The organism is Pseudomonas sp. 203-8, from assembly GCF_020708595.1.
Classification (GTDB): Bacteria; Pseudomonadota; Gammaproteobacteria; order Pseudomonadales; family Pseudomonadaceae; genus Pseudomonas; species Pseudomonas aeruginosa.
In genome coordinates, this window is the sequence record NZ_JAJFDF010000008.1 from 257566 (window position 1) to 282244 (window position 24679).

General features: G+C 67.0%; 25 protein-coding genes. 12 read left to right on the forward strand and 13 right to left on the reverse strand.

What is annotated here, in order from left to right:
• Nucleotides 1-35 precede the first annotated feature (35 nt).
• Both LJF27_RS20110 and LJF27_RS20115 read right to left on the reverse strand, forming a co-directional pair.
• A complete protein-coding gene (locus LJF27_RS20110; protein WP_003103326.1) occupies nucleotides 36-1034 on the reverse strand; it encodes a fimbrial protein in 999 nt (332 codons plus the stop codon).
• A gap of 17 nt (nucleotides 1035-1051) precedes the next feature.
• Nucleotides 1052-1753, reverse strand: a complete 702-nt coding sequence (locus LJF27_RS20115; RefSeq protein ID WP_025921016.1) for a molecular chaperone — start codon at nucleotides 1751-1753, stop codon at nucleotides 1052-1054.
• A 565-nt stretch (nucleotides 1754-2318) separates the two neighbouring features.
• On the opposite strand from LJF27_RS20115, the gene bioB reads away from it, so the two are divergent.
• The 9 genes from bioB to LJF27_RS20160 all read left to right on the forward strand — a co-directional run bounded on the left by bioB (nucleotide 2319) and on the right by LJF27_RS20160 (nucleotide 13456).
• Nucleotides 2319-3377: a biotin synthase BioB gene (gene bioB / locus LJF27_RS20120; protein WP_003103330.1), complete on the forward strand. Its 1059-nt coding sequence runs from the start codon at nucleotides 2319-2321 to the stop codon at nucleotides 3375-3377.
• Between the two features lie 105 nt (nucleotides 3378-3482).
• Complete coding sequence (gene bioF / locus LJF27_RS20125; RefSeq protein ID WP_003084826.1) at nucleotides 3483-4688, forward strand: 8-amino-7-oxononanoate synthase; 1206 nt, start codon at nucleotides 3483-3485, stop codon at nucleotides 4686-4688.
• Nucleotides 4681-5403 carry an alpha/beta fold hydrolase gene (locus tag LJF27_RS20130; RefSeq protein ID WP_023114733.1) on the forward strand — a complete coding sequence of 241 codons (723 nt, stop codon included), beginning with the start codon at nucleotides 4681-4683 and terminating at the stop codon, nucleotides 5401-5403. Before bioF ends, LJF27_RS20130 begins: the two co-directional genes overlap by 8 nt.
• Nucleotides 5396-6220, forward strand: coding sequence for a malonyl-ACP O-methyltransferase BioC (bioC, locus tag LJF27_RS20135; protein ID WP_003113247.1), 825 nt, complete (start codon nucleotides 5396-5398; stop codon nucleotides 6218-6220). The genes LJF27_RS20130 and bioC overlap by 8 nt, the downstream gene beginning before the upstream one ends.
• Before the next feature lie 3 nt (nucleotides 6221-6223).
• Entirely contained in the window at nucleotides 6224-6910 is a 687-nt protein-coding gene (gene bioD / locus LJF27_RS20140) for a dethiobiotin synthase (RefSeq protein WP_003103336.1), read from the forward strand.
• A 108-nt stretch (nucleotides 6911-7018) separates the two neighbouring features.
• Nucleotides 7019-7249, forward strand: a complete 231-nt coding sequence (locus tag LJF27_RS20145) for a hypothetical protein (RefSeq protein WP_003103338.1) — start codon at nucleotides 7019-7021, stop codon at nucleotides 7247-7249.
• A 339-nt stretch (nucleotides 7250-7588) separates the two neighbouring features.
• Entirely contained in the window at nucleotides 7589-9394 is a 1806-nt protein-coding gene (locus LJF27_RS20150; RefSeq protein ID WP_003084842.1) for a phenylacyl-CoA dehydrogenase, read from the forward strand.
• Between the two features lie 212 nt (nucleotides 9395-9606).
• Nucleotides 9607-11403 carry an acyl-CoA dehydrogenase C-terminal domain-containing protein gene (locus LJF27_RS20155; protein WP_003103343.1) on the forward strand — a complete coding sequence of 599 codons (1797 nt, stop codon included), beginning with the start codon at nucleotides 9607-9609 and terminating at the stop codon, nucleotides 11401-11403.
• Between the two features lie 274 nt (nucleotides 11404-11677).
• On the forward strand, nucleotides 11678-13456 hold the full coding sequence (locus LJF27_RS20160; protein WP_023117211.1) for an acyl-CoA dehydrogenase C-terminal domain-containing protein: 1779 nt from the start codon (nucleotides 11678-11680) through the stop codon (nucleotides 13454-13456).
• 331 nt (nucleotides 13457-13787) lie between these two features.
• On the opposite strand, the gene nirN is transcribed toward LJF27_RS20160, so the two are convergent.
• The 11 genes from nirN to nirS are packed head-to-tail and all read right to left on the reverse strand — an operon-like array spanning nucleotide 13788 to nucleotide 22777.
• Nucleotides 13788-15269, reverse strand: coding sequence for a dihydro-heme d1 dehydrogenase (nirN, locus tag LJF27_RS20165; RefSeq protein ID WP_023117210.1), 1482 nt, complete (start codon nucleotides 15267-15269; stop codon nucleotides 13788-13790).
• Nucleotides 15260-16099, reverse strand: coding sequence for a uroporphyrinogen-III C-methyltransferase (gene cobA, locus LJF27_RS20170; RefSeq protein WP_003113243.1), 840 nt, complete (start codon nucleotides 16097-16099; stop codon nucleotides 15260-15262). Before cobA ends, nirN begins: the two co-directional genes overlap by 10 nt.
• A 10-nt stretch (nucleotides 16100-16109) precedes the next feature.
• The gene (gene nirJ, locus LJF27_RS20175) at nucleotides 16110-17273 is read right to left on the reverse strand and encodes a heme d1 biosynthesis radical SAM protein NirJ (protein ID WP_003106109.1); all 1164 of its coding nucleotides are present in this window, start codon (nucleotides 17271-17273) and stop codon (nucleotides 16110-16112) included.
• Complete coding sequence (locus tag LJF27_RS20180; RefSeq protein ID WP_003084858.1) at nucleotides 17267-17782, reverse strand: Lrp/AsnC family transcriptional regulator; 516 nt, start codon at nucleotides 17780-17782, stop codon at nucleotides 17267-17269. Before LJF27_RS20180 ends, nirJ begins: the two co-directional genes overlap by 7 nt.
• Entirely contained in the window at nucleotides 17757-18200 is a 444-nt protein-coding gene (locus LJF27_RS20185) for an Lrp/AsnC family transcriptional regulator (protein WP_003084860.1), read from the reverse strand. Before LJF27_RS20185 ends, LJF27_RS20180 begins: the two co-directional genes overlap by 26 nt.
• Nucleotides 18193-18717 (reverse strand): Lrp/AsnC family transcriptional regulator, encoded by a 525-nt coding sequence (locus LJF27_RS20190; RefSeq protein ID WP_003111534.1) that lies wholly within the window; start codon nucleotides 18715-18717, stop codon nucleotides 18193-18195. Before LJF27_RS20190 ends, LJF27_RS20185 begins: the two co-directional genes overlap by 8 nt.
• Nucleotides 18714-19166: an AsnC family transcriptional regulator gene (locus LJF27_RS20195; protein ID WP_003084864.1), complete on the reverse strand. Its 453-nt coding sequence runs from the start codon at nucleotides 19164-19166 to the stop codon at nucleotides 18714-18716. Before LJF27_RS20195 ends, LJF27_RS20190 begins: the two co-directional genes overlap by 4 nt.
• Before the next feature lie 8 nt (nucleotides 19167-19174).
• On the reverse strand, nucleotides 19175-20353 hold the full coding sequence (gene nirF / locus LJF27_RS20200; protein ID WP_003084866.1) for a heme d1 biosynthesis protein NirF: 1179 nt from the start codon (nucleotides 20351-20353) through the stop codon (nucleotides 19175-19177).
• Nucleotides 20350-20709: a cytochrome c55X gene (gene nirC / locus LJF27_RS20205; RefSeq protein ID WP_003084870.1), complete on the reverse strand. Its 360-nt coding sequence runs from the start codon at nucleotides 20707-20709 to the stop codon at nucleotides 20350-20352. The genes nirF and nirC overlap by 4 nt, the downstream gene beginning before the upstream one ends.
• Complete coding sequence (nirM, locus tag LJF27_RS20210) at nucleotides 20706-21020, reverse strand: cytochrome C-551 (protein ID WP_003084872.1); 315 nt, start codon at nucleotides 21018-21020, stop codon at nucleotides 20706-20708. Before nirM ends, nirC begins: the two co-directional genes overlap by 4 nt.
• A 50-nt stretch (nucleotides 21021-21070) precedes the next feature.
• The gene (gene nirS, locus LJF27_RS20215; protein ID WP_023117209.1) at nucleotides 21071-22777 is read right to left on the reverse strand and encodes a nitrite reductase; all 1707 of its coding nucleotides are present in this window, start codon (nucleotides 22775-22777) and stop codon (nucleotides 21071-21073) included.
• A gap of 215 nt (nucleotides 22778-22992) precedes the next feature.
• Between nirS and nirQ the strand changes: the two genes are divergently transcribed.
• From nirQ to LJF27_RS20230, 3 genes are read left to right on the forward strand one after another with little or no spacing between them, the layout of a single operon-like run.
• Nucleotides 22993-23775, forward strand: coding sequence for a transcriptional regulator NirQ (nirQ, locus tag LJF27_RS20220; protein ID WP_003113240.1), 783 nt, complete (start codon nucleotides 22993-22995; stop codon nucleotides 23773-23775).
• A 34-nt stretch (nucleotides 23776-23809) separates the two neighbouring features.
• Nucleotides 23810-24337 (forward strand): cytochrome c oxidase subunit 3, encoded by a 528-nt coding sequence (locus LJF27_RS20225; RefSeq protein ID WP_004352183.1) that lies wholly within the window; start codon nucleotides 23810-23812, stop codon nucleotides 24335-24337.
• A 7-nt stretch (nucleotides 24338-24344) separates the two neighbouring features.
• On the forward strand, nucleotides 24345-24602 hold the full coding sequence (locus tag LJF27_RS20230; protein WP_003113239.1) for a cytochrome C oxidase subunit IV family protein: 258 nt from the start codon (nucleotides 24345-24347) through the stop codon (nucleotides 24600-24602).
• The last annotated feature ends 77 nt before the right edge of the window (nucleotides 24603-24679 follow it).

The following is a 24679-nucleotide window of genomic DNA, read 5'->3' on the forward strand; positions in this document are numbered from 1 at the left end:
TACCGGCCGCTTCCGTCTGCGAAGCGGCCTCCCGCTCACTTGTAGTAGATATCTATCGCAGCGGTGGCATTGAATCGACCCAACGTAGGTGCGTTGGTCATCCATTTCAGTTGGGCCAGGAAGTTCTTCACCACGACCTGGTCTTTGCTGTGTTCCACCAATTGGAATTCTTTGTTGAAGGGGACGATGCTACGGTCTTCTTGCCTGAGCACGGTGATGCCTACGGACTTGTTGTCTCCCGGCACCAACGTGTCGCCTACGGTGCTGGAAGAATTCACGGGTCTCAGAAGTGCTCCCAGGCCATAGGCGCTATTGCAGTTCTTGCTTGCAGTGATCTGGAAGGGCTTTTCCTTGATGGTCTGGTTGGTGGCGGCTTGAAGCGCTTGAAGGAGGCCGAAGTCGAGTGTCTTGGGTGAAATGCTCAGGGTAGACGAGCATGCGACATAGCGTAGTTGGTTCAGGCCATTGAGCACCATGCGGAAGTTGTCGGCGATAGGACCTCCAATACCATCCAGTTGGAAAATCACGTAGCTATCGTGGCCAGCGATCGGCCCTTCCTTGCTGGTGCCGGGAAGGCTTCGCTTGGAAATGAAGAAGTTGTAGTGCAGCGTGAAGTTTGTTTTCAGATGTGGGCAGCCGCCAGGCGCATTGCTCCGGCAGGGCAGGGTCTTATAGGGAAGCTTGATTCGGCAGCGATCGACCTGCGTACACCGTATGTCCTTCCCGTCGAGGTTCAGTCCGACCTCCAGGTCGGGTCCGATCATGCTCAAGCCAGGATCCTTGGGGCTGAGGTAGAAATAGATCTCCTCTTCGGCGTTCCAGAACTGGTTCGCCCAGCAACTTATATTGACGCTGTAGTTGGGGGAACGCCAGAGAATGGTGTCCTTGGGAAGCGCAATGGGTACCGCGACGGTCGTATCCATCGAGATTTGATCAGATACGTCCGTCGCGTTTTTCAGACAAGTCAAAGCGAGACTTTTTTGGGATAGAGCCAGGAGCAGTCCCAGGAACAGGAGTTGGATGGTTAACTTCATAGGGAAACTCTTCTAGGTCAGAGTGGATTGGCGGTAGCTTTCCCATTCGTTGGCAATATGACCTGAAAGGGTCGTAGGTTGCCGGCGTCGCTGACTACCTCATATCGAGCCTTGATGGCCTGGCAATCGATGCTGTCGAATGAGTGTTCGGTATAAGGAGCCAGCATCAGGTGATCGATGGGTGGGGCGCAGAGCCGCCCGGGCGCATCGAGAAACTCCACCTGGCTGAGGGTCACGTAATAGGGAGAGGGATTCCGCGTCCTGGGACCACCCTCAGGATCGTAGGACCAGGTTAAGCCAGCCATGGCTTGCTCGACGGTAGCTTTCAAGGACGGTCGGTAGAACAGTTTGAAACGATGGCGCAGAGCGATTTGCAGAGCATCGCCTTTGCCAGTCGCGTGCGGCACGTCCAGCACGCTCAACAGCAGGTAGGTCTCGCGGTCGGTGGGCAGGCCCTGGCCCTGGTAGAGCACCTCCACCTTGGCCCGCTGGCCGGCGCCCAGGCGGAGCAGCGGCCTGGACACGGCGAAGGGCAGCGCCTGCCCCTTGCCGTCGGTACCCCAATCCAGGGAGATTTCCGCCAGGGCCGGCTCCTTGCCCTCGTTGACCAGCGTGATCGGCAGGCGCTTGCCTTTCATCACGAAACGGTTCTGGCCGTCGAACGAGAGATCGGCATGGGCGGACATGCACAGCCAGGCGAATATCGATGCAAGAACCATCCGAAGCCAACTTCGGACCTGGAAGAGGCGCTTTCCATTCATATTCCTGAATGTGCCCGAATGAAACCCGTATCGTGTTTTGGAAAGTGGTTGGTCGGAAGGGTCGAATATATTTTTCGTTATACTTCCGCTGCGCTTTGAATGGCTATATTTAGGGTGGTTGGTTGCGTTCATGGTTCAAGTCTGGATAACTTGTTTTCGTTGCGCACCGCTAGGGTGGCAAGAGATTCAATGTTTCTCCATGTTAGAAACCTGCTAGGGAATATATAAATAAGATATTTCCTATTTCTTGTAGGAAATATCCTAAGCATTACTTGTAGTTTTCCGAGGTAGTTGCGCCGTTTCTTCTAGGGAGCCGAATGCCACATAGAGGACGAGGCCGATTGGAGCAGTCGATGACTGCTGGCTTCTATATGGGTGATCAGATATTGATCAGATGTAGCCCTGTGTCCTGGGTTGGGTTGACAGCGTCATACAGCCACTTATGATGCCCTTGAGCCTGACCCCCGGCGTGCCGGGGCTCCCCGACAAAAGGCGCCATACAAGCGTCGAAGGAATCTTCCCCATGAGTGCAACCGCTTCCGTCGCCACCCGTCACGACTGGTCCCTCGCCGAAGTCCGTGCCCTGTTCGAGCAACCGTTCAACGACCTGCTGTTCCAGGCGCAGACGGTGCATCGCGCGCACTTCGACCCGAACCGCGTGCAGGTCTCGACGCTGCTGTCGATCAAGACCGGCGCCTGTCCCGAGGACTGCAAGTACTGCCCGCAGTCCGGCCACTACAACACCGGCCTGGACAAGGAGAAGCTGATGGAGGTGCAGAAGGTCCTCGAGGCGGCGGCCGAGGCCAAGGCCATCGGTTCGACCCGCTTCTGCATGGGCGCTGCCTGGAAGCACCCGTCGGCCAAGGACATGCCCTACGTCCTGGAGATGGTCAAGGGCGTGAAGAAGCTCGGCCTGGAGACCTGCATGACCCTCGGCCGCCTGACCCAGGAACAGACCCAGGCGCTGGCGGACGCCGGCCTCGACTACTACAACCACAACCTGGATACCTCGCCGGAGTTCTACGGCAACATCATCACCACCCGCACCTACAGCGAGCGCCTGCAGACCCTGGCCTACGTGCGCGAGGCGGGGATGAAGATCTGCTCCGGCGGCATCCTCGGCATGGGCGAGTCGGTGGACGACCGCGCCGGCCTGCTGATCCAACTGGCGAACCTGCCGGAGCACCCGGAGTCGGTGCCGATCAACATGCTGGTGAAGGTCAAGGGCACGCCCCTGGCGGAAGAGAAGGACGTCGATCCCTTCGACTTCATCCGCACCCTGGCGGTGGCCCGGATCATGATGCCGAAGTCCCACGTGCGCCTGTCCGCCGGCCGCGAGCAGATGAACGAGCAGATGCAGGCGCTGGCCTTCATGGCCGGGGCCAACTCGATCTTCTACGGCGAAAAGCTGCTGACCACGAAGAACCCGCAGGCCGAAAAGGACATGCAGTTGTTCGCCCGTCTCGGCATCAAGCCGGAAGAGCGCGAAGAGCACGCCGACGAAGTGCACCAGGCCGCCATCGAGCAGGCGTTGGTGGAACAACGCGAATCGAAGCTGTTCTATAACGCCGCTTCCGCCTGACCATACTGGAAGGGAGGGTGCCGCCGTCCCTTCGTTGCAGCCGCTGATGTCGGCCCTGCGTGGACGGGTGCGCCTGCGTCCGTCCAGCAACACGAGCGACCTGCCATGTCCTTCGATCTCGCTTCCCGCCTCGCCAGCCGGCGCGCGGAAGACCTCTACCGCCAGCGGCCGCTGCTGGAGTCGGCCCAGGGCCCGGACGTCGTGGTCGACGGCCAGCCGCTGCTGGCCTTCTGTTCCAACGACTACCTCGGCCTGGCCAACCATCCCGAGGTGATCGCCGCGCTGCGCGCCGGCGCCGAGCGCTGGGGCGTGGGCGGTGGCGCCTCGCACCTGGTGGTCGGCCACAGCGGCCCGCACCACGAACTGGAGCTGGCCCTCGCCGAATTCACCGGGCGGCCGCGCGCGCTGCTGTTCTCCACCGGCTACATGGCCAATCTCGGCGCGGTGACCGCGCTGGTCGGCAAGGGCGACACGGTGCTGGAGGACCGCCTCAACCACGCTTCGCTGCTGGATGCCGGATTGCTCTCCGGCGCGCGTTTCTCGCGCTACCTGCACAACGACCCGGCAAGCCTCGCCGCGCGCCTGGACAAGGCCGAGGGCAATACCCTGGTGGTCACCGACGGGGTCTTCAGCATGGACGGCAATCTCGCCGACCTGCCGGCCCTGGCCGCCGTCGCGCAGGCCCGCGGCGCCTGGCTGATGGTCGACGACGCGCATGGCTTCGGCCCGCTGGGCGCCAGCGGCGGCGGGATCGTCGAACACTTCGGCCTCGGCCAGGAGCAGGTGCCGGTGCTGATCGGCACCCTCGGCAAGGGTTTCGGTACCGCCGGCGCCTTCGTAGCGGGCAGCGAGGAACTGATCGAGACCCTGATCCAGTACGCCCGGCCCTACATCTACACCACCAGCCAGCCGCCAGCGGTGGCCTGCGCCACCCTGAAGAGCCTGGAGCTGCTGCGCCGCGAAAGCTGGCGGCGGCAACACCTGGCGGCGCTGATCGCCCGTTTCCGCCATGGCGCCGAGGCGCTTGGCCTGACCCTGATGGACAGCTTCACGCCGATCCAGCCGATCCTGGTCGGCGGCAGCCGCCAGGCCGTGGCCCTGGCCGGCATGCTTCGAGCCCGTGGCATCATGGTCGGCGCGATCCGCCCGCCAACCGTGCCGGCCAACAGCGCGCGGCTGCGCGTCACGCTGTCCGCCGCGCACAGCGAAGCGCAGGTCGACCGCTTGCTCGAAGCCCTCGGCGAAAGCTGGCGACAGCTGTCGTCTAGCCTTCTGGCAGAGATCGAAGCCGAGGAGGGAGACGATGCGTGACCACTTGATCCTGTTGCCGGGCTGGGGCCTGGGTAGCGCACCGCTGGAACCGCTGCGCGACGCGCTGCACGAGCGCGAGCCGCACCTGAACGTGTTGATCGAGCCGCTGCCGTCGCTGGACGACGCCGCCGACTGGCTCGACGAACTCGACGATAACCTGCCGCGCGATAGCTGGCTGGCCGGCTGGTCGCTGGGAGGCATGCTCGCCGGCGAACTGGCGGCGCGCCGCGGCGACGATTGCCGGGGACTGCTGACCCTGGCCAGCAATCCGTGCTTCCGCGTGCGCGAGGACTGGCCGAACGCGATGCCGGCGGAAACCTTCGAGGACTTCTTCGAGGCTTTCCTGCTCGAACCGCACCTGACCCGCAAGCGTTTCACCCTGCTGGTCAGCCAGGGTGCGCGCGACCCTCGGACCCTGGCGCGGCAACTGCAGGTGGCGCTGCCGCAGCTGGAGCGCGAGGCGCTGGTCGCCGGCCTGCAGTTGCTCGGCCAACTGGATACCCGGGCCGCCCTGGAAAACTTCCGCGGGCCGCAATTGCACCTGTTCGCCGAAGCCGATGCGCTGGTGCCGCCGGCCGCCGCCGAGGCCCTGCTCGAGTGGCTGCCGGACGTCGAGGTCTCGACCCTGGCGGCCAGTCACGGCCTGCCGCTGGAATGCCCGGACGAGGTGGCCGGCGCAATCCTGAGATTCCTTCGCGAGGGTGACGATGCCTGACGATTCCTCGCCGCTGCTGGCGCCCCATGGCGTTGCCGCGCTGCCCGACAAGCGCCAGGTCGCCGCGTCGTTTTCCCGCGCGGCGGCCAGCTACGACGCGGTGGCCGAACTCCAGCGCGGCGTCGGTGAGAGCCTGCTGTCGGCATTGCCGGAAGGCTTCTCGCCGCGCCGCTGGGTCGATCTCGGCTGCGGCACCGGTTATTTCAGCCGGGCCCTGGAACGACGCTTCGGTGCGGCCGAGGGCCTGGCCGTGGATATCGCCGAAGGCATGCTGCGGCATGCCCGCGCGCGCGGCGGCGCCAGCCATTTCATCGGCGGCGACGCCGAGAGGCTGCCGTTGCGCGACGGCAGTTGCGACCTGCTGTTCTCCAGCCTGGCGATCCAGTGGTGCGCCGACCTCCCGGCGGTCCTGGCCGAGGCGCGGCGGGTCCTGCGGCCGGGCGGCGTGCTGGCGTTCAGCAGCCTGTGCGTCGGTACCCTGGGCGAGTTGCGCGACAGTTGGCGGGTGGTGGACGGCTTCGTCCACGTCAATCGCTTCCGCGCCTTCGCCGACTACCTGCAACACGCGGCCGGCAGCGGCCTGCTGCCGCTGACCCTGCGCCACGAGGACCGGCTCCTGCATTTCCCCGACCTGCGCAGCCTGACCCACGAACTCAAGGCGCTGGGCGCGCACAACCTCAACCCCGGGCGGCCCGACGGCCTGACCGGGCGCCAGCGCATCCGCGCGCTGGTCGCCGCCTACGAGCGTTTCCGCCAGCCCGAGGGGCTGCCCGCTACCTACCGCGTCGTCTTCGGCGTGCTGCGCAAGGATTCCTGAACCATGCCGGCGTTCTTCGTCACCGGTACCGACACCGAGATCGGCAAGACCACCATCGCCGCCGGCCTGCTCCACGCGGCCCGGAGTGCCGGCCTGAGCACCGCCGCGGCGAAGCCGGTGGCCTCCGGCTGCGAGCCCACGGCGCAAGGCCTGCGCAATGGCGACGCGTTGGTGTTGCTCGGCCAGTGCTCGCTGGCGCTGGCCTACGAGCAGGTCAACCCGCTGGCCTTCGCACCGGCCATCGCCCCGCACCTGGCGGCGCGCGAGGCTGGCGTCGAACTGAGCGCCGCACGCTTGCACGAGGCGGTGCGCGAGGTGCTGGCGCTACAGGCCGACTTCACCCTGGTGGAGGGCGCCGGCGGATGGCGCGTGCCGTTGCTGGGCCGCGAGAACCTGTCCGACCTGGCGCGCCTGCTGGCGCTGCCGGTGGTGCTGGTGGTCGGCGTGCGCCTGGGCTGTATCAACCATGCGCTGCTCAGCGCCGAGGCGATCCTGGGCGACGGCCTGGCGCTGGCCGGCTGGGTGGCCAACGTCGTCGACCCGGCTACCTCGCGCCTGGAAGAGAACCTGGCGACCCTCGCCGAACGCCTGCCGGCGCCCTGCCTGGGTCGGGTACCGCGCCTGGAGGAAGCCACTCCCGCGGCCGTGGCCGCACACCTCGACCTGCGGCCCCTGGGTATCGGGCTATAAACAGCGGGCCGTCCATAACCAACGGGCGGTACCCAGCGCCGGCCAAGTCTGCTTGAATAGAAGCCACTTGCTATCGCAGTGGCGCGTGCGCGTCCCCAGGAGTAGAGGGTGGAAATTTCCGGCAACGCTTTCGTCAGTGGCCTCAACGCGGTGCAGTCGGGCAGCGCCCGCGTCGCCCAGGCCGGCAGCGAGATCGCCCGCAATACCGTGGAGGCCCGTTCGCCCCAGGCCGAGCAGATGGTCGAACTGACCCGCGGCAAGCTCGAGGCGCAGAGCGGCGCCCGGGTCATCGAGGTAGCCGACGAGACCCTCGGTACCCTGATCGATACCCACGCCTGACTTCCTGGCGGCCGGCAGCGGCCGCCCCGATCCTTCCTTTTCCGACTGTCACCCGGCGGCCCCTGAAGCCTGCCGGGCGCTTCGCCATGGGCTTTACTGAGAGAGACGAAAGTGCTTTGGAAGGACGTGGTTGCCAGTGATTTCGGGCATGACCGAGCGGTCGGTTCGGATGCTTGACAAGGGATTGGCGTAAACGTATGTTTCAAACGCCTGTTTGAGAGTCGGGACGCATGAGTGCGTCCGGCAAGGCGACCGGGAGCGATCCCGCACTGCGACCGCAGACTCTGGACATCCGTCCGGTCGCCGATTAACCAGAACCCTTCGTAGAGGTTGACTGCTATGCCTGATTACAAGGCCCCCTTGCGTGATATCCGTTTCGTTCGCGACGAGCTGCTGGGCTACGAAGCGCACTACCAGAGCCTGCCGGGCGCCGAAGACGCGACTCCCGACATGGTCAACGCCATCCTCGAGGAAGGTGCGAAGTTCTGCGAACAGGTGATCGCTCCGCTGAACCGTGTCGGCGACCTGGAAGGCTGCACCTGGAGCGCCGACGGCGTGAAGACCCCGACCGGCTTCAAGGAGGCCTACCAGCAGTTCGTCGAAGGCGGTTGGCCGAGCCTGGCCCATGACGTCGAGCACGGCGGCCAGGGTCTGCCGGAATCCCTCGGCCTGGCCATCAGCGAGATGGTCGGCCAGGCCAACTGGTCCTGGGGCATGTACCCGGGCCTGTCCCACGGCGCCATGAACACCCTGCATGCCCACGGCACCGCCGAGCAGCAGGCAACCTACCTGACCAAGCTGGTCTCCGGCGAGTGGACCGGCACCATGTGCCTGACCGAGCCGCACTGCGGCACCGACCTGGGCATGCTGCGCACCAAGGCCGAGCCGCAGGCCGACGGTAGCTACAAGGTCACCGGCACCAAGATCTTCATCTCCGCCGGCGAGCACGACATGGCCGACAACATCGTCCATATCGTCCTGGCCCGCCTGCCCGACGCCCCGCAGGGCACCAAGGGCATCTCGCTGTTCATCGTGCCGAAGTTCCTGCCCAACGCCGAAGGCAACGCCGGCGAGCGCAACGCGGTTTCCTGCGGTTCCATCGAGCACAAGATGGGCATCCACGGCAACGCCACCTGCGTGATGAACTTCGACGCCGCCACCGGCTTCCTGATCGGCCCGCCGAACAAGGGCCTGAACTGCATGTTCACCTTCATGAACACCGCTCGCCTGGGTACCGCGCTGCAAGGCCTGGCCCATGCCGAAGTCGGTTTCCAGGGCGGCATCGCCTATGCTCGCGAGCGTCTGCAGATGCGCTCGCTGACCGGTCCGAAGGCGCCCGAGAAGCCCGCCGACCCGATCATCGTGCATCCTGACGTGCGCCGCATGCTGCTGACCATGAAGGCCTTCGCCGAAGGCAACCGCGCGATGCTGTATTTCGCCGCCAAGCAGGTCGACATCGTCCAGCGCAGCCAGGACGAAGAGCAGAAGAAAGCCGCCGACTCGATGCTGGCCTTCCTCACGCCGATCGCCAAGGCGTTCATGACCGAAGTCGGCTTCGAGTCCGCCAACCACGGCGTGCAGATCTTCGGCGGCCACGGTTTCATCGCCGAGCACGGCATGGAGCAGAACGTCCGCGACAGCCGCATCTCGATGCTGTACGAAGGCACTACCGGCGTTCAGGCCCTCGACCTGCTGGGTCGCAAGGTGCTGATGACCCAGGGCGAGGCGCTGAAGGGCTTCACCAAGATCGTGCACAAGTTCTGCCAGGCCAACGAAGCCAACGAAGCCGTCAAGGAATTCGTCGCTCCGCTGGCACAGCTGAACAAGGAGTGGGGCGACCTGACCATGAAGGTCGGCATGGCCGCCATGAAGGATCGCGAGGAAGTCGGCGCCGCTTCGGTGGACTACCTGATGTACTCCGGCTACGCCTGCCTGGCCTACTTCTGGGCCGACATGGCGCGCTTGGCCGCCGAGAAGCTGGCCGCCGGCACCGGCGAGGAAGCCTTCTACAAGGCCAAGCTGCAGACCGCGCGCTTCTACTTCCAGCGCATCCTGCCGCGTACCCGCGCCCACGTCGCCGCCATGCTGTCCGGCGCCAACAACCTGATGGAGATGGCCGAGGAAGATTTCGCCCTCGGTTACTGATGGCACGGGCCGCTGGCGGCCCGTTCCCCAGGTGAGAAAGAGCCCGCCCTTCGGCGGGCTTTTTCATGCCTGCGATCCGCTGCATCCTGGCCTTCCGACCTCGGGGTTATGGCGTTGCATTCAGCGTCCGCAGCGTGATTGTAGGCGCCCGCCCGGCGCAGTAGCTTCGAGGGATTCGCGCCTGTGGGGCGCCCCTGCCGAGGAGAACAGAGATGCCGGAATACAAGGCTCCGCTGCGCGACATGCGCTTCCTGATCGATGAGGTATTCGACTTCCATGGGCGCTACCAGGCGCTCGGCGCCAGCGACGCGACCCCGGACATGGTGGCGGCGATCCTCGATGAAGGGTCGAAATTCTGCGAACAGGTTCTGGCGCCGCTGAACCGCTCCGGCGACGAAGAGGGCTGCCACTTCGACAACGGCGTGGTGACCACGCCCAAGGGTTTCAAGGAAGCCTATGCACAGTACGTCGAGGGTGGCTGGAACGGTGTCGCCAGCGATCCCGCGTACGGCGGCCAGGGCCTGCCGCACTCGCTGGGTCTGCTGCTCAGCGAGATGATCGGCGCCAGCAATGTCTCCTGGGGCATGTACCCGGGCCTGACCCGCGGCGCCATGTCGGCGATCCACGCCCACGGCAGCCAGGCGCAGAAGGACCTCTACCTGGCGCGGATGACCGCCGGCACCTGGACCGGCACCATGTGCCTGACCGAGCCGCACTGCGGCACCGACCTGGGCATCATCAAGACCCGCGCGGTGCCGAACGCCGACGGCAGCCATGCGATCAGCGGGACGAAGATCTTCATCTCCGCCGGCGAGCACGACCTGAGCGAGAACATCGTCCACCTGGTGCTGGCCAAGCTTCCCGATGCGCCGGCCGGGACCAAGGGTATCTCGCTGTTCATCGTGCCGAAGTTCCTACCCGACGCCGAAGGTAACGTGGGCGCGCGCAATGCGGTCTCCTGTGGCTCCATCGAGCACAAGATGGGGATCAAGGCCTCGGCCACCTGTGTGATGAACTTCGACGGCGCCACCGGCTACCTGATCGGCGAGCCGAACAAGGGCCTGCACTGCATGTTCACCATGATGAACCACGCCCGTCTGGGCACCGGCATGCAGGGCCTGTGCCTTGGCGAGACCAGTTACCAGGGCGCCGTGCGCTACGCCCGGGAGCGCTTGCAGATGCGCTCGCTGACCGGGCCGAAGGCGCCGGACAAGCCGGCCGACCCGATCATCGTGCACCCCGACGTGCGGCGCATGCTGCTGACCATGAAGGCGTTCAACGAAGGCAACCGCGCGCTGGCCTACTTCACCGCCCAGTTGCTCGACACCGAGCACCTGTCGCAGGACGCCGCCGAGCGCGAGCGGGCCGCCGACCTGCTGGCCTTCCTGACGCCGATCTGCAAGGCCTTCATGACCGAGACCGGGCAGGAGGTGACCAACCTCGGCATGCAGGTCTACGGCGGCCACGGCTACATCCGCGAGTGGGGCATGGAGCAGTTGGTCCGCGATTGCCGCATCGCACAGATCTACGAAGGCACCAACGGCATCCAGGCCCTCGACCTGCTCGGCCGCAAGGTACTGGGCAGCCAGGGCAAGCTGTTGCGCGGTTTCACCAAACTGGTCCACCAGTTGTGCCAGGCCCAGGCCGAGCATCCGCAACTGAAGGGACAGGTCGCGCAACTGGCGGCGCTGAACGCGCAGTGGGGCGAACTGACCCAGCAGGTGGGCCTGGCGGCGATGAAGAATGCCGACGAAGTGGGCGCCGCCTCGGTGGACTACCTGATGTTCTCCGGCTACGTGACCCTGGCCTATTTCTGGTTGCGCATCGCCCTGGTGGCGCGCGAGAAGCTGGATGCCGGCAGCGGCGAGGCCGCGTTCTACGAAGCCAAGCTGGCCACCGCCGACTTCTACTTCAGTCGCCTGCTGCCGCGCACCGCGGCGCACGCCGCGGCGATCCAGGCCGGCGCGGCGGGCCTGATGAGCCTGTCGGCGGAGCAGTTTTCGCTCTAGCGGCTGCCGGGGCAGGGGCGCGGCGCTTCTTCCCCCCGGTTTCTCCCCCACCCGCCGGGCCCGTCGGACTCCCGGCGAACTCGCTCGAGCCCGCGAAAAGCGGGCTTTTTCATGCCTGTCGCATAGAAGACCGATATAGACTTAATGGTCACGACGTGACGCTACAAGTCCGAAATGTTGGTGGTGTAGACTCGGCCGCGGCACGCCTTTCGTGCCTCCATTTTGTTGCCGCTGGCCCCCGGCCGGCGATCGGTACGATCGAGGATTCCCCCACATGGCTGATTACAAAGCTCCGCTGCGCGACATGCGCTTCGTCCTCAATGAGGTGTTCGAGGTCTCCCGGCTCTGGGCGCAACTGCCGGCGCTGGCCGACGTGGTCGACGCCGAGACCGCCGCGGCGATCCTCGAAGAGGCCGGCAAGGTCACCGCCGGTACCATCGCCCCGCTGAACCGTCCGGGCGACGAGGAAGGCTGCCAGTGGAACGCTGGCGCGGTGAGCACCCCGGCCGGCTTCCCCGAGGCCTACCGGACCTACGCCGAAGGCGGCTGGGTCGGCGTCGGCGGCGATCCGGCCTACGGCGGCATGGGTATGCCCAAGGTGATCTCGGCGCAGGTCGAGGAACTGGTCAACTCGGCCAACCTGTCGTTCGGCCTGTACCCGATGCTGACCGCCGGCGCCTGCCTGGCGCTCAATGCCCATGCCAGCGACGAACTGAAGGACAAGTACCTGCCGAACATGTACGCCGGTATCTGGGCCGGTTCCATGTGCCTGACCGAGCCGCATGCCGGCACCGACCTGGGCATCATCCGCACCAGGGCCGAGCCGCAGGCCGACGGCTCCTACAAGATCAGCGGGACCAAGATCTTCATCACCGGCGGCGAGCATGACCTGACCGAGAACATCATCCACCTGGTGCTGGCCAAGCTGCCCGACGCCCCGGCCGGGCCGAAGGGCATCTCGCTGTTCCTGGTACCGAAGGTGCTGGTCAATGCCGACGGTTCGCTGGGCGAGAAGAACAGCCTGGGTTGCGGCTCCATCGAGCACAAGATGGGGATCAAGGCCTCGGCCACCTGCGTGATGAACTTCGACGGAGCTACCGGTTGGCTGGTGGGCGAGGTCAACAAGGGCCTGGCGGCGATGTTCACCATGATGAACTACGAGCGCCTTGGCGTCGGCATCCAGGGCCTGGCCACCGGCGAGCGCTCCTACCAGAGCGCCATCGAATATGCCCGCGAGCGTATCCAGAGCCGCGCGCCGACCGGCCCGGTGGCCAAGGACAAGGCCGCCGACCCGATCATCGTGCACCCCGACGTGCGTCGCATGCTGCTCACCATGAAGGCGCTGAACGAAGGCGGCCGCGCCTTCTCCAGCTACGTCGCGATGCAGCTGGACACCGCCAAGTACAGCGAAGACGCGGTCACCCGCAAGCGCGCGGAAGAGCTGGTGGCGCTGCTGACCCCGGTGGCCAAGGCATTCCTCACCGACATGGGGCTGGAAACCACCATCCATGGCCAGCAGATCTTCGGTGGCCACGGCTTCATCCGCGAATGGGGCCAGGAGCAACTGGTGCGCGACTGTCGCATCACGCAGATCTACGAAGGCACCAATGGCATCCAGGCGCTCGACCTGGTGGGGCGCAAGGTGATCGGCAGCGGCGGCGCCTTCTCCCGTCACTTCACCGACGAGATCAAGGCCTTCGTCGCTTCCGCCGACGAGGCCCTGGGCGAGTTCAGCAAGCCGCTGGCGGCCGCCGTGGAGAACCTGGAAGAGCTGACCGCCTGGCTGCTCGACCGCGCCAAGGGAAATCCCAACGAGATCGGCGCGGCGTCGGTCGAATACCTGCATGTGTTCGGCTACACCGCCTATGCCTACATGTGGGCATTGATGGCGCGCACCGCGCTGGCCAAGCAGGGCGAGGACGACTTCTACGCCAGCAAGCTGGGTACCGCGCGCTTCTACTTCGCCCGCCTGCTGCCGCGCATCCATTCCCTGAGCGCCTCCGTGCGCGCCGGCAGCGAGTCGCTGTACCTGCTGGACGCCGAGCAGTTCTGAGGCCTGGCGCCTGAGACGGAAAGCCCCGCGATGCGGGGCTTTTTTCTGGGCGCCGGGGGCTCGGCGCGCGGGACGGGTGGGGGGGATATCCGCTTGCGGCTATCCGCCATTCCCAGGGTTTTCTCGGGGCCGTGATGGGACAGGGTGATCGGCGGATAACGCCGTTGGCGTTATGCGCCCTGCGGCTCCTCGCGCGGGACGGGCGGTAGGGCGAATAACCGCTTGCGGTTATCCGCCATTCCCGTGGTTTTTCTCGTGCCGTGAGGGGACAGGGTTGTCGCGGTCCGTCGCGGAGGATACGGGGATATCCGTTGATGGCGTCTCGACCGCCTCAGTGCGAGGTTCCCTCCGCATAGCCGATCTTGTTGCCGACGTTGTACTTGCCCGACGGCTTGTTCATCGGCAGTCGCTTCACTTCCTCCAGGCTGTGCGCGTCGTAGACCACCAGCGCGCCGTCGCGGTCCCAGACGCTGAGCAGGGCGTAGCGGCCGTCGCGGGTGAACTCGACGTGGCCGGCCACCTTGCCCGGGCTGGGGCGCAGGCGATGGGCGATTTCCAGGGTCTGCTTGTCGATCAGCAGGATCTCGTCGTGTTTCTTGCCAAGGAAGGTATCGGTCCAGGCGTAGGGCGAGTCGGCATGGCTGCGCATGAAGAAGCCGGGGCCGTCGGTGACGATTTCCTTCAACGGCTTCCAGTTTTGCAGGTCGATCACCGAGATCACCCCGCGGCTGATGTTCGGCGTAGCGAACACCCAGCGCCCGTCGCGCTTCCAGTAGATGCCCGAGCCGAGGTGCGGCATGCCCGACAGCGGGATCGAGGCGACCCGCGCGCCGCTGTCCAGCTCGATCACCTCGCCGCCCCTGGCCTGCCGCGAGCTGCCCAGCAGGTAGCGGTAGTCGGGGCTGAAGGAGAAGTCGTCGAGGTAGTCGGCCACCGCCAACCGTTTCGGCGCGGCCGGCTTGCCGTTGGCATAGGGCAGCTCCCACAGCTCGTGGACGTCCTTCAGGGCGACCACGAAGCTGTGTCGCGGCGGTGCCGTGTATACCGCGCTGACCCGCGAGGCCTGGCCCTGGGCGTCGGCCGCCGGGATGACCTGCACCAGGGACAGGTCGCGGGCGTCCAGCAGCACCAGGTTGCCGGGCAGGTAGTTGCCCACCAGGACCCAGCGCCCGTCGTCGCTGACCGCCAGGTTGCGCGTGTTGAGGCCGGCGCGGACCTCGGCGACCACCTTCAGGTTGTACAGGTCGTAGAGGGTTACCCAGCCGTCGCGCGAGGCGAAGTACACCAGGCGCCCGTCCGGGGAGAACTTCGGACCTCCGTGCAGGGCGTAGCGCGAGGGGAAGCGGGCGATGGGCTCGAAGCGATCGCCGTCGAGGATGGTCACGTGGTGGTCGCCGGACTCCACCACCACGAACAGGTTCAGCGGGTCGGCCTCGAAGCGGGGCCTGGACGGCAGGGTGGCGAGGGGATGCGGCTGAACCTGGCTGGCCCGGATGTCCTCGGCGCTCCACTGCGGTTCGCGCGGCGGCGCCTGGTAGAGATAGGCGACCAGGGCGTCCGCCGCGGCGTCGTCCAATTGACCGGCAAAGCCGGCCATCTGGGTTGCCGGGCGACCGTGCAGGATCACCTCGCGGGCCTGCGCCGGCTTCAGCCGCGAAAGGCTTTCCGGGAGCAGGGTCGGGCCGCTGCCGCCGAGCCGTCCGGCGCCGTGGCAGGCCTGGCAGTGCTGGCGGTAGAGCGCTTCCCCCGGCGCTTCGCCGGCCTGTGCGAGGGCGCCGAGGAGCAGGCCGAGGGCGAGGCCGATCAGGCGCATGCGACGGCCTCGCGGCTGACCGGCGAGCCGGCGCCCAGGTATGACGGATGCGCCATCGCGCGCTCGGCGAAGAGCGCGACCACCTGGCCGACGACGATCAGCGTCGGCGGCTTCAACTGGTAGCGTCGCGCCAGCGCCGGCAGCTCGGCAAGGGCGCCGCGGGTCACCTGCTGGCCCGCCTGGGTGCCCTGGCTGACCAGCGCCGCCGGGGTGTCGCTGGCGAGGCCGTGCTCGACCAGGCGCGCGGCGATCTCGGCGAGGTTGCCCAGGCCCATGTAGAACACCAGGGTCTGCTTGCCACGCGCCAGGCCGGCCCAGTCGAGGTCGAGGCGGCCGTCGTTCTGCAGGTGGCCGGTGACGAAGGTGCAGGACTGGGCGAGGTCGCGGTGGGTCAGCGGGATGCCGGCGTAGGTACTGCAACCGGAGGCGGCGGTGACGCCGGGGACCACCTGGCAGTCGACGCCGGCTTCGAGCAGGCGCTCCAGCTCCTCGGCGCCGCGACCGAAGATGAACGGGTCGCCGCCTTTCAGGCGGACCACCCGGCGTTGCTGCCGGGCCAGGCGCACCAGCAGCTCGTTGATTTCTTCCTGCGGCAGGCTGTGGTGGCCGCAGCGCTTGCCGACGTAGATGCGCTGGCAGCTTTCCGGCAGAAGGGCGATCAGCTCGCGGGCGACCAGGCGGTCGTAGACCACCACCTCGGCCTGTTGCAGCAGGGCCCAGGCGCGCAGGGTGAGCAGGCCCGGATCGCCGGGGCCGGCGCCGACCAGGGCGACGCTGCCGGCAGGGAAATCGACATCGAGGAGGGACGGCGGAATCACGGTAGTGTTCATGAGGCTTTCCTTAGACGGCGTGCAGCGCGATGCGCTCGAGGCCGATTTCCTGATCGCTGAGGTAGCAGCCGGGGTCTTCGCCCCAGAGTTCTCCGCCGGCCCAGGCGCGGGTGCGGGTGTTGCCGTTGCAGATGTCCAGCCAGCGGCATTGGCTGCAGCGCCCGACCACCGGTCGCGGGCGCTGGCGCAGTTGCAGGAGCAGCGGGTCGGGGCGCTCGAACCAGAAGTCGGCGAAGCGCTGATGGCGGATGTTGCCGACGCTGTGGTGCCACCAGTAGCTGTCCGGATGCACCTCGCCGGTGTTGTCGATGTTGGCGATGCCCTCGCCCGAGGCGTTGCCGCCCCAGTCCAGCAGCAGCTCGCAGAGACGCGCCAGTTGCTGCGGGCGGCGGCGCTTGAGCCAGTCGAGGAGAAGGATCGCGTCGGCGTCGTTGTTGCCGGTGACGAAGTCGCTGTCGCGCCCCTGCCGGATGTCCTCGTCGGCCCGTTCGAAGAGCAGCGCGAGGGCCTCGCGGGTGCGCCGGTGGTGGGCGTCGAGGGCGCGGCTGCGGCGGCCGCGGCCACTGTAGTTGAGGTGCGAGAGGTAGAACTTCTGCACGTCGAGTTCGCGCATCAGGTCGAGCAGTGCCGGTAGTTGCGCGGCGTTCTCCTCGGTCAGGGTGGTGCGCATGCCGACGCGGATATCCGCCTCGCGGCACAGGCGCATGGCCGCCAGCGCGGCGTCGAAGCTGCCCTGCTTCTGGCGGAAGCGGTCGTGGGTCTCGCGCAGGCCGTCGAGGCTGATGCCGACGTAGTCGAAGCGGGCCTCGGCGACGCGCTGGATGTTGCCTTCGTCGATCAGCGTACCGTTGCTCGACAGCGCCACGAACATCCCGGCCTGGCGCGCATGGGCGGCGATCTCGAAGAGGTCCGGGTGCATCAGCGGCTCGCCGCCGGAGAGGATCAGCACGCGCACTCCGGCGGCGCGCAGGTCGTCGATGCCGCGAAGGATTTCCGCGGTCTCCAGCTCGCCACGGAAGTCGCTGTCGGCGGAGGTGGAGTAACAGTGCTTGCAGGTCAGGTTGCAGCGCCGCAGCAGGTTCCAGATCACCACCGGGGCGCGCCTGCCGCCGGCGCGGCGCGGCGTCGGCGCGTCCTCGGCGAGGCTGCGCAGGTAATGGCTGATCCTCAGCATGGACGTTCCTCCTTCTGCGCCAGGCGCAGGCCGGTCTTCTTCAGGATGCGGCTGCTCACCAGCATCTCGTCGGCGCGACAGTCCTCGCCGAGCAGCAGGCGGATCTGCTGGCGATAGCCTTCGATCTCCGCTTCGCTGCGGCCGTGAACCATGGCGAACAGGTTGTAGCGCCACTGCGGCAGATGGCGCGGGCGCCGGTAGCAATGGCTGACGAAGGACAGCCCGCCGACCAGCCGGCCGAGGCGTTCGATGCGTTCGTCGGCGACGTCCCAGACGGTCATGCCGTTGTGCCGGTAGCCAAGGCGATAGTGGTTGGGCACCGCGGCGATGCGCCGGATCACCCCGGCGTCGCGCAGGCGCTTCAGCAGCGCCAGGGTCTCCGCCTCGCTCAGCCGCAGTTGCGCGGCGATCCACGCCCAAGGGTCGGCGACCAGCGGCAGGCCGGCCTGGGTCAGCTCGATCAGGCGGCGGGCGAGCAGGGCGTCAGAGGGGGAAATGCAGGCCGACATGGTAGGTCGCCTCCTTGGGCAGGTCGAGTACCGCCAGCCCGCTCTCGCGCTCCAGCCGTGCGAGGGTCTCGGCGACCTCCGCCGGGCTGTCGCAGGCGACCACCAGCCACATGTTCAGGGCGTGCTCGCGACGGTAGTTGTGGGCGACCTGCGGCCAGCCGGCGAGCAGCGCGGCGATCTCTTCGAAACGCGCCTCCGGCACGCTCATGGCGGCCAGGGTGAAGGCACCGCCGAGGGGCTCGATATCGAACAGCGGACCGAAGCGGGTCAGGGTGCCGTCGTCGAGCAGGTCGTCCAGGCGGCGCAGGATGTCTTCCTCGCGGCAATCCAGCTCGGCGGCGAGCAGCGCGTAGGGATGCGGCTCCAGCGGCAGGCCGTGTTGCAGGCGGTTCAGCAGGCGCCGGTCGAACTCATCCATGGCGGCGCTCCAGGTCGGCCGGCGGCGCGGTGTAGCGGCCGCCGCACTGCTTGTAGGCGCGCAGGCTGAACAGCCAGCGGTGCGGTGTCTGGCGCAGGGCGTGGCGCTCCAGCAGGGCCTCGATCTGGCGTTCCACTTCGCCGCGCTCGCGGCCGTGGATCATGCAAAACAGGTTGTATGGCCACATCGGCAGGCGACGCGGGCGGCGGTAACAGAGCGAGACGATCGTTTCGTGGGCGAGGGCGCGGCCGACGGCGTCGACCTCCGCGTCGGCGACGTCCAGCACCAGCATGGCGTTGGCGGTATAGCCCAGGGCGCGGTGGTGGAGGATCACTCCGAAGCGGCGGAACAGGCCGTCTTCGTCCCAGCGGCGGACCTGTTCCAGCACTTCGTCTTCGCCGGCGCCGATGCGTTCGGCGAGCACCCGGTAGGGCCGGCTGGCCAGCGGCAGGCCCTGTTCCAGCAGGTAGCGCAGGTGTTGCCGCTGCGGCGCGGCGAGGGGTTCGACGGGGTTCATCGGCTGGCCTCCAGGGGAAACGCGAGGTCGATGCAGTAGGCTTCCTGCATCGGCAGGTCGAGGGGTTGCAGGCCGGTGTCGGCGGCGATCTCCGCCAGTACCCGGTCGAGTTGCGCGCGGTCGCCGGCGGTGAGCACGAACCACAGGTTGTAGCGGTGTTCGCGCTGGTAGTTGTGGTTGACCTCGGCGTACTGGCTGATGCGCTCGGCGACCCGTTGCAGACGCTCCTCGGGCACCGCCAGGGCAGCCAGGGTGCTGGCCCCGGCGCGTTGGTGGCGGAGCACCGGGCCGACCCGCGACAACGCGCCGTCGGCTTCCAGGCGACGCAGCCGTTCGAGCACCTCGGCTTCGCTGCAACCCAGGGTCTCGGCCATCCGCCGATAGGGTTCCGCGCAGATCGGCAGGCCTTTCTGGTAGCGGGCGAGGAGGCGGCGGGAGAGGTCGTCCATGGTGCCTCCTAGAGTCCGATGTGCTGGGCGCGGTGGCTGAAGAAGATGCCGCTCGGGCTGCGGGCCGGAAGGCTGCCGATGCGCTTCAGGCGGTACGGGTCCCAGACCTGCAACTGGTCGGCGTCGCGCACCGAGATCCAGACCTGGTCGCCGCGCCCGCTGAATTCCATGTGCAGTACGCCGGGGCCAGGGCGCAGGGTTTCGATCACTTCGTGGGTCTCGCTGTCGATGACCTGCACCTTGTCGTTGTCCGGGTAGGCGAAGTTGACCCAGATCTGCCGGTCGTCCGGTCGAGTCATGACGAACACCGGCTGGCCGGCGACGTCGATGGCGTCGGTCTGCTTCCAGTCGCGCGCGTCGAGCACCAGCACCTGGTGATGGCCGACCGCCGGGACGAAGGCCTGGTCGCTGGCGATGGTCCAGCCCTCCAGGTGCGGCATCTTGTACACCGGCAGCTTGCGTTGGCCGCGGCCGTAGTCGCCGAGTACGCGCCTGACGCCGCGCTCCGGGTGCCAGAGGTCGAGCTGGGCCATGCCGTCCTCGCCGAACAGCCCGGCCATGTAGTAGCGCCCGTCGGGGCTGATGAGGGCGTCGTAGGGTTGCTTGCCGATATCGCGGAAGCGGGTCAGGTGCGGCGTGTCGCCCTGGCTGAAGTCGGCGATCCAGATCTCGCCGCTGTCGAACAGGCTGAACACGAAGCGCTGCCCGGGCGCGTCGACCAGGCCGACCACCCGGGAGTTCCTGTCCTGGCCGGGGAGGCGGGTGGCGGGAATCTCGGCGACCAGCTCCAGGGTGCGGCTGTCGAACACCTTGACCCCGCCCGGCTCGTAGTTGGATACCGCGACCAGCCGACCGTCCTGGCTGATCGCTCCGCCGATGCTGTTGCCGCCCTGGATCAGGCGCTTGTCGATGCGCTGGGCCAGCAGGTCGAGCTTGGTCAGGCCGCCGTCGCGACCGAATACGTAGGCGTAGCGCTGGTCGCGGGAGAACACCAGGGAGGCGTGGGACAGGTCGCCGAGGCCTTCGACCCGCGCCAGCGAGGTCTTCGCCGTGCCGTCGAGGATCTGCACGCTGCCGTCGGCGCGTTCGATCAGCACGCCGAGGTCGCCGCTGCCGCGCAAGGGCGGCTGCTGGCTACAGCCGGCGAGCAGGGCGAGGAAAAGCGGCGCGAGGGGACGCAGGTTCATGGGGCGATCTCTCCTTCGATCAGGCGGTCCACCAGCCAGCCGGCGTCGTCTTCGCTGAGCAGGCCGGCCCAGGGGGGCATCGGGGTTTGCGGACGGCCCATGAGCACGGTGGCGACCAGCGATTCGCGCGGCTTGCCGCGCAGGGCCTCGGGGGTCAGCGCCGGGCCGAGGCCGCCGGTCAGGCGCAGGCCGTGGCAGGAGCCGCAGTCCTGCAACAGCAGGTGACGCAACTGGGCCTGGCGACGGGCATCGGGATGCTCGTCGGCCAGGCCCGGAAGAGGACAGGCGAACGTCAGCGCGAGGGCCAGCCACAAGGCGTGGCTGGCGGCGCGCCGGAAGTCCGGAGGGGCGTTCATTTCTGCGACAGGACCCACTTCGCCAGGGTCTGCGCCTCGTCGTCGCTGACCGCGTTCGGCGGCATCGGGATCGGGCCCCAGACGCCCTGGCTGCCGTTCTTGATCCGCTGCGCGAGTTCCGCTTCGGCGCCGGCCTGGCCGGCGAACTTGGCGGCGACGTCCTTGTAGGCCGGGCCGACCATCTTGGTGTCGATGGCATGGCAGGCCACGCAGCCCTTGTTCTTGAACAGCACTTCGGGGTCTTCGGCCCAGGCGCCCTGGGCGAGCAGGGTGCCGGTGGCGAGCAGCGAAAGCAGTGCGTACGGTTTCATCACGGTTCCTCGTAGGGGGGAGCGTGCGGGGCGTGCCCCGCACGCGGGTCTCAGTACACGTCGTGCTGGGTGTTGTAGACGTTGAACTTACCGGTCGGGGTGATCAGCCGCGGGTCCTTGACCACGGCCTTGAGCTTCAGGGTCTTGTCGTCCACCACCACCAGCGCGGAGCTGTCGTTCTTGCCGTTCCACACCGAGAACCAGACTTCATCGCCGCGCTTGTTGTACTCGGGCTGCACCACCCGCTTGGCGCCTTCGCCGAGATCGGCCCATTCGGCGATCGGCAGCACCTGGTACTTGGCGTCGAGGTTCTTCAGGTCGAACACCGCGACGCTCTGGCTGATCCTGGCGTCGGGGTTGAAGGTGGTGTCGACGTAGAGGTGCGAGGACTTCGGATGGGTCTTGATGAACAGCGAGCCGCCGCCCTGGCCCTGTAGTTCGGCGACTTTCTTCCAGGCGTACTGCGGATGGTTCTTCGGATCGGTGCCGATCAGCGAGATGCTGCCGTCGCCCAGGTGGCTGGTGCTCCACACCGGGCCGTACTTGGGATGCACGAAGTTGGCGCCACGCCCCGGGTGCGGGGTCTTGCCGACGTCGACCAGGGCCGACAGGCGACGGTCCTTGGAGTCGATCACGGCAACCTTGTTGGAGTTGTTGGCGGCGGTCATGAAGTAGCGGTGGCTGCTGTCCCAGCCGCCGTCGTGGAGGAACGGCGCCGCACCGATGCTGGTGACGGTGAGGTTGTCGATATCCTTGTAGTTGACCAGCAGGACCTTGCCGGTCTCCTTCACGTTGACGATGAACTCGGGGTGCTCGTGGGAGGCGATGATCGCCGCCACGCGCGGTTCCGGGTGGTAGGTCTGGGTGTCTACGGTCATGCCGCGGGTGGAGACGATCTGCTTCGGTTCCAGGGTCTCGCCGTCCATGATCGCGAACTGCGGCGGCCAGTAGGCGCCGGCGATGGTGTAGCGGTCCTCGTAGCCCTTGAACTTGGAGCTTTCCACCGAGCGCGCCTCGATGCCGATCTTGATCTCGGCGACCTTGGTCGGCTCCTTGGCCCACAGGTCGATCATGTCGATCCGCGCGTCGCGGCCGATCACCAGCAGGTAGCGGCCGGAAGCGGACATCCGCGAGATATGCACGGCATAGCCGGTATCGATGACCTTGATGATCTTCTTGCTGTCGCCGTCGACCAGGGCGATCTGCCCGGCGTCGCGCAGGGTCACCGAGAACAGGTTGGGCAGGTCGAGGTCGTTGAGCTGTTTCTTCGGCCGGTCCTCCGGCTTCACCAGCACCTTCCACGATTCGCGCATCTCCGGCATGCCCCACTCCGGCGGTTGCGGCGGGGTGTGCTGGATGTACTTGGCCATCAGGGTGATCTGTTCCTTGCTCAGCTCGCCGGAGCTGCCCCAGTTCGGCATGCCCAGCGGGGTGCCGTAGGTGATCAGCGCTTCCAGGTATTGCTGGCCGCGTTGCTGGGTGATGTCCGGGGTCAGCGGCTTGCCGGTGGCGCCCTTGCGCAGGACGCCGTGGCAACCGGCGCAGCGTTGGAAGTAGATCTGCTTGGCCTCGTTGAACTCGCTTTCACTCATGTCGGGGGCACCGTTGGTGCGCACCACGTGAGCGGGATCGACGGCGGAAGCGGCACCCTGGTATTGCTCGGCGGCTTTCATGTCGTCCTTGGCGTGAGCGGTGGCCAGGCCCAGCAGCGTCAGCGAGGCGAGCAAGGTGCCCACCAGTGGCTTGCCAAATGGCATGGTCTATCTCCTCAGGAGCCCTGCGAGGCGCTCCCTTAGCAGTGTTTTGGGGGTGGCTGCGTCGGGAACTCCCGGGAATTCATGGCGCGAAAGGATCATAGAAAGCAGGGTCTTTACCCTTGCTTGACCGGAATCAAGATTGCGTTGCTTTGCGCTTGTGGCACCTTCCAACTGTGAATAGCGTGCGGTCCTAATCCCTAGCGCAGGAGTAGGACATGCGGGACGCGACACCCTTCTACGAGGCCACCGGCCATGAGATCGAAGTCTTCGAGCGCGCCTGGCGGCACGGCCTGCCGGTATTGCTCAAGGGCCCCACCGGTTGCGGCAAGACCCGCTTCGTCCAGTACATGGCGCGGCGCCTGGAACTGCCGCTGTACAGCGTCGCCTGCCACGACGACCTGGGCGCCGCCGACCTGCTCGGCCGCCATCTGATCGGCGCCGACGGCACCTGGTGGCAGGACGGCCCGCTGACCCGCGCGGTGCGCGAAGGCGGTATCTGCTACCTGGACGAAGTGGTGGAGGCGCGCCAGGACACCACGGTCGCCATCCACCCGCTGGCCGACGACCGCCGCGAGCTGTACCTGGAGCGCACCGGCGAGACGTTGCAGGCGCCGCCTTCGTTCATGCTGGTGGTGTCCTACAACCCCGGCTACCAGAACCTGCTCAAGGGCCTGAAGCCCAGCACCCGGCAGCGTTTCGTCGCGTTGCGCTTCGACTACCCGGCGGCGCAGCAGGAGGCACGCATCCTGGTCGGCGAGAGCGGTTGTGCCGAGACCCTGGCGCAGCGCCTGGTGCAGTTGGGCCAGGCGCTGCGGCGGCTGGAGCAGCACGACCTGGAGGAAGTCGCCTCGACCCGCCTGCTGATCTTCGCCGCGCGCCTCATCGGCGACGGCATGGACCCACGCGAGGCGTGCCGGGTGGCGCTGGCCGAACCGCTCTCGGACGACCCGGCGACGGTGGCGGCGCTGATGGACATCGTCGATCTCCATGTCGCCTGATACCGTCGAGCGGCGCCTGCCCGGCGACCTGGCGATGTGGTTCTTCATCCTCGCCGAACTCAGCGTGTTCAGCCTGCTGCTGCTGGCGTTCGCCGGCGCCCAGGCCTGGCAGCCGGAGCTGTTCCGTGCCGGCCGGGAGCAACTGGATAGCCGCTGGGGCCTGTTGCTGACCGTGGCCCTGCTCAGCTCCGGCTGGCTCGCCGCGCTGGCGGTGCATGCGGTGCGCCGCGGACGGCCGCGCCAGGCGAGCGGCTGGTTGCTGGCGGCGCTGCTGCTGGCGCTGGTCTACGTCGGCCTGAAGCTGCACGAGTACGGGCGGCTCGCCGATCTCGGCCTGGACATCGAGCACGACACTTTCTTCACCCTCTACTGGTGCCTGACCGGCTTCCATTTCCTCCACGTCCTGCTCGGCCTGCTGATCCTCGGCTGGCTGGCGCAGGCCTGCTGGCGCCGGTGTTATACGCCGCAGGCTTGCTCGGGAATGGAGTCGGGAGTGCTCTACTGGCACATGGTCGACCTGGTCTGGGTGCTGCTGTTCCCGCTGGTCTACGTCCTGCAATGAGGTGCCGATGCGAACCCTGACCCTCTGCTGGCTGGCGTTGCTGGCGCTGGCCGTGACCGGTGTGCTGCTGGGCGGCGCCGGCGACTCTCCCTGGCTGTTGGCGGCGGTGCTGGCCTGCGCGGTGGCCAAGGGCTGGCTGATCGGCGAGCGCTTCATGGAGCTGGCCCATGCCCCGGCGCTATGGCGCCGCCTGCTGCTGGCCTGGCCGCTGCTGATGGCCCTGGCGGTGGGCGCTGCGCTGTACCTGGCGCGGATGAATAACTGAGTAAATCGTTCGGGAATCTTGATTGCCATCAAGCGGGTTCGCCGCCGCCGCTTCCTAGAATCGCCGCACCACCCATT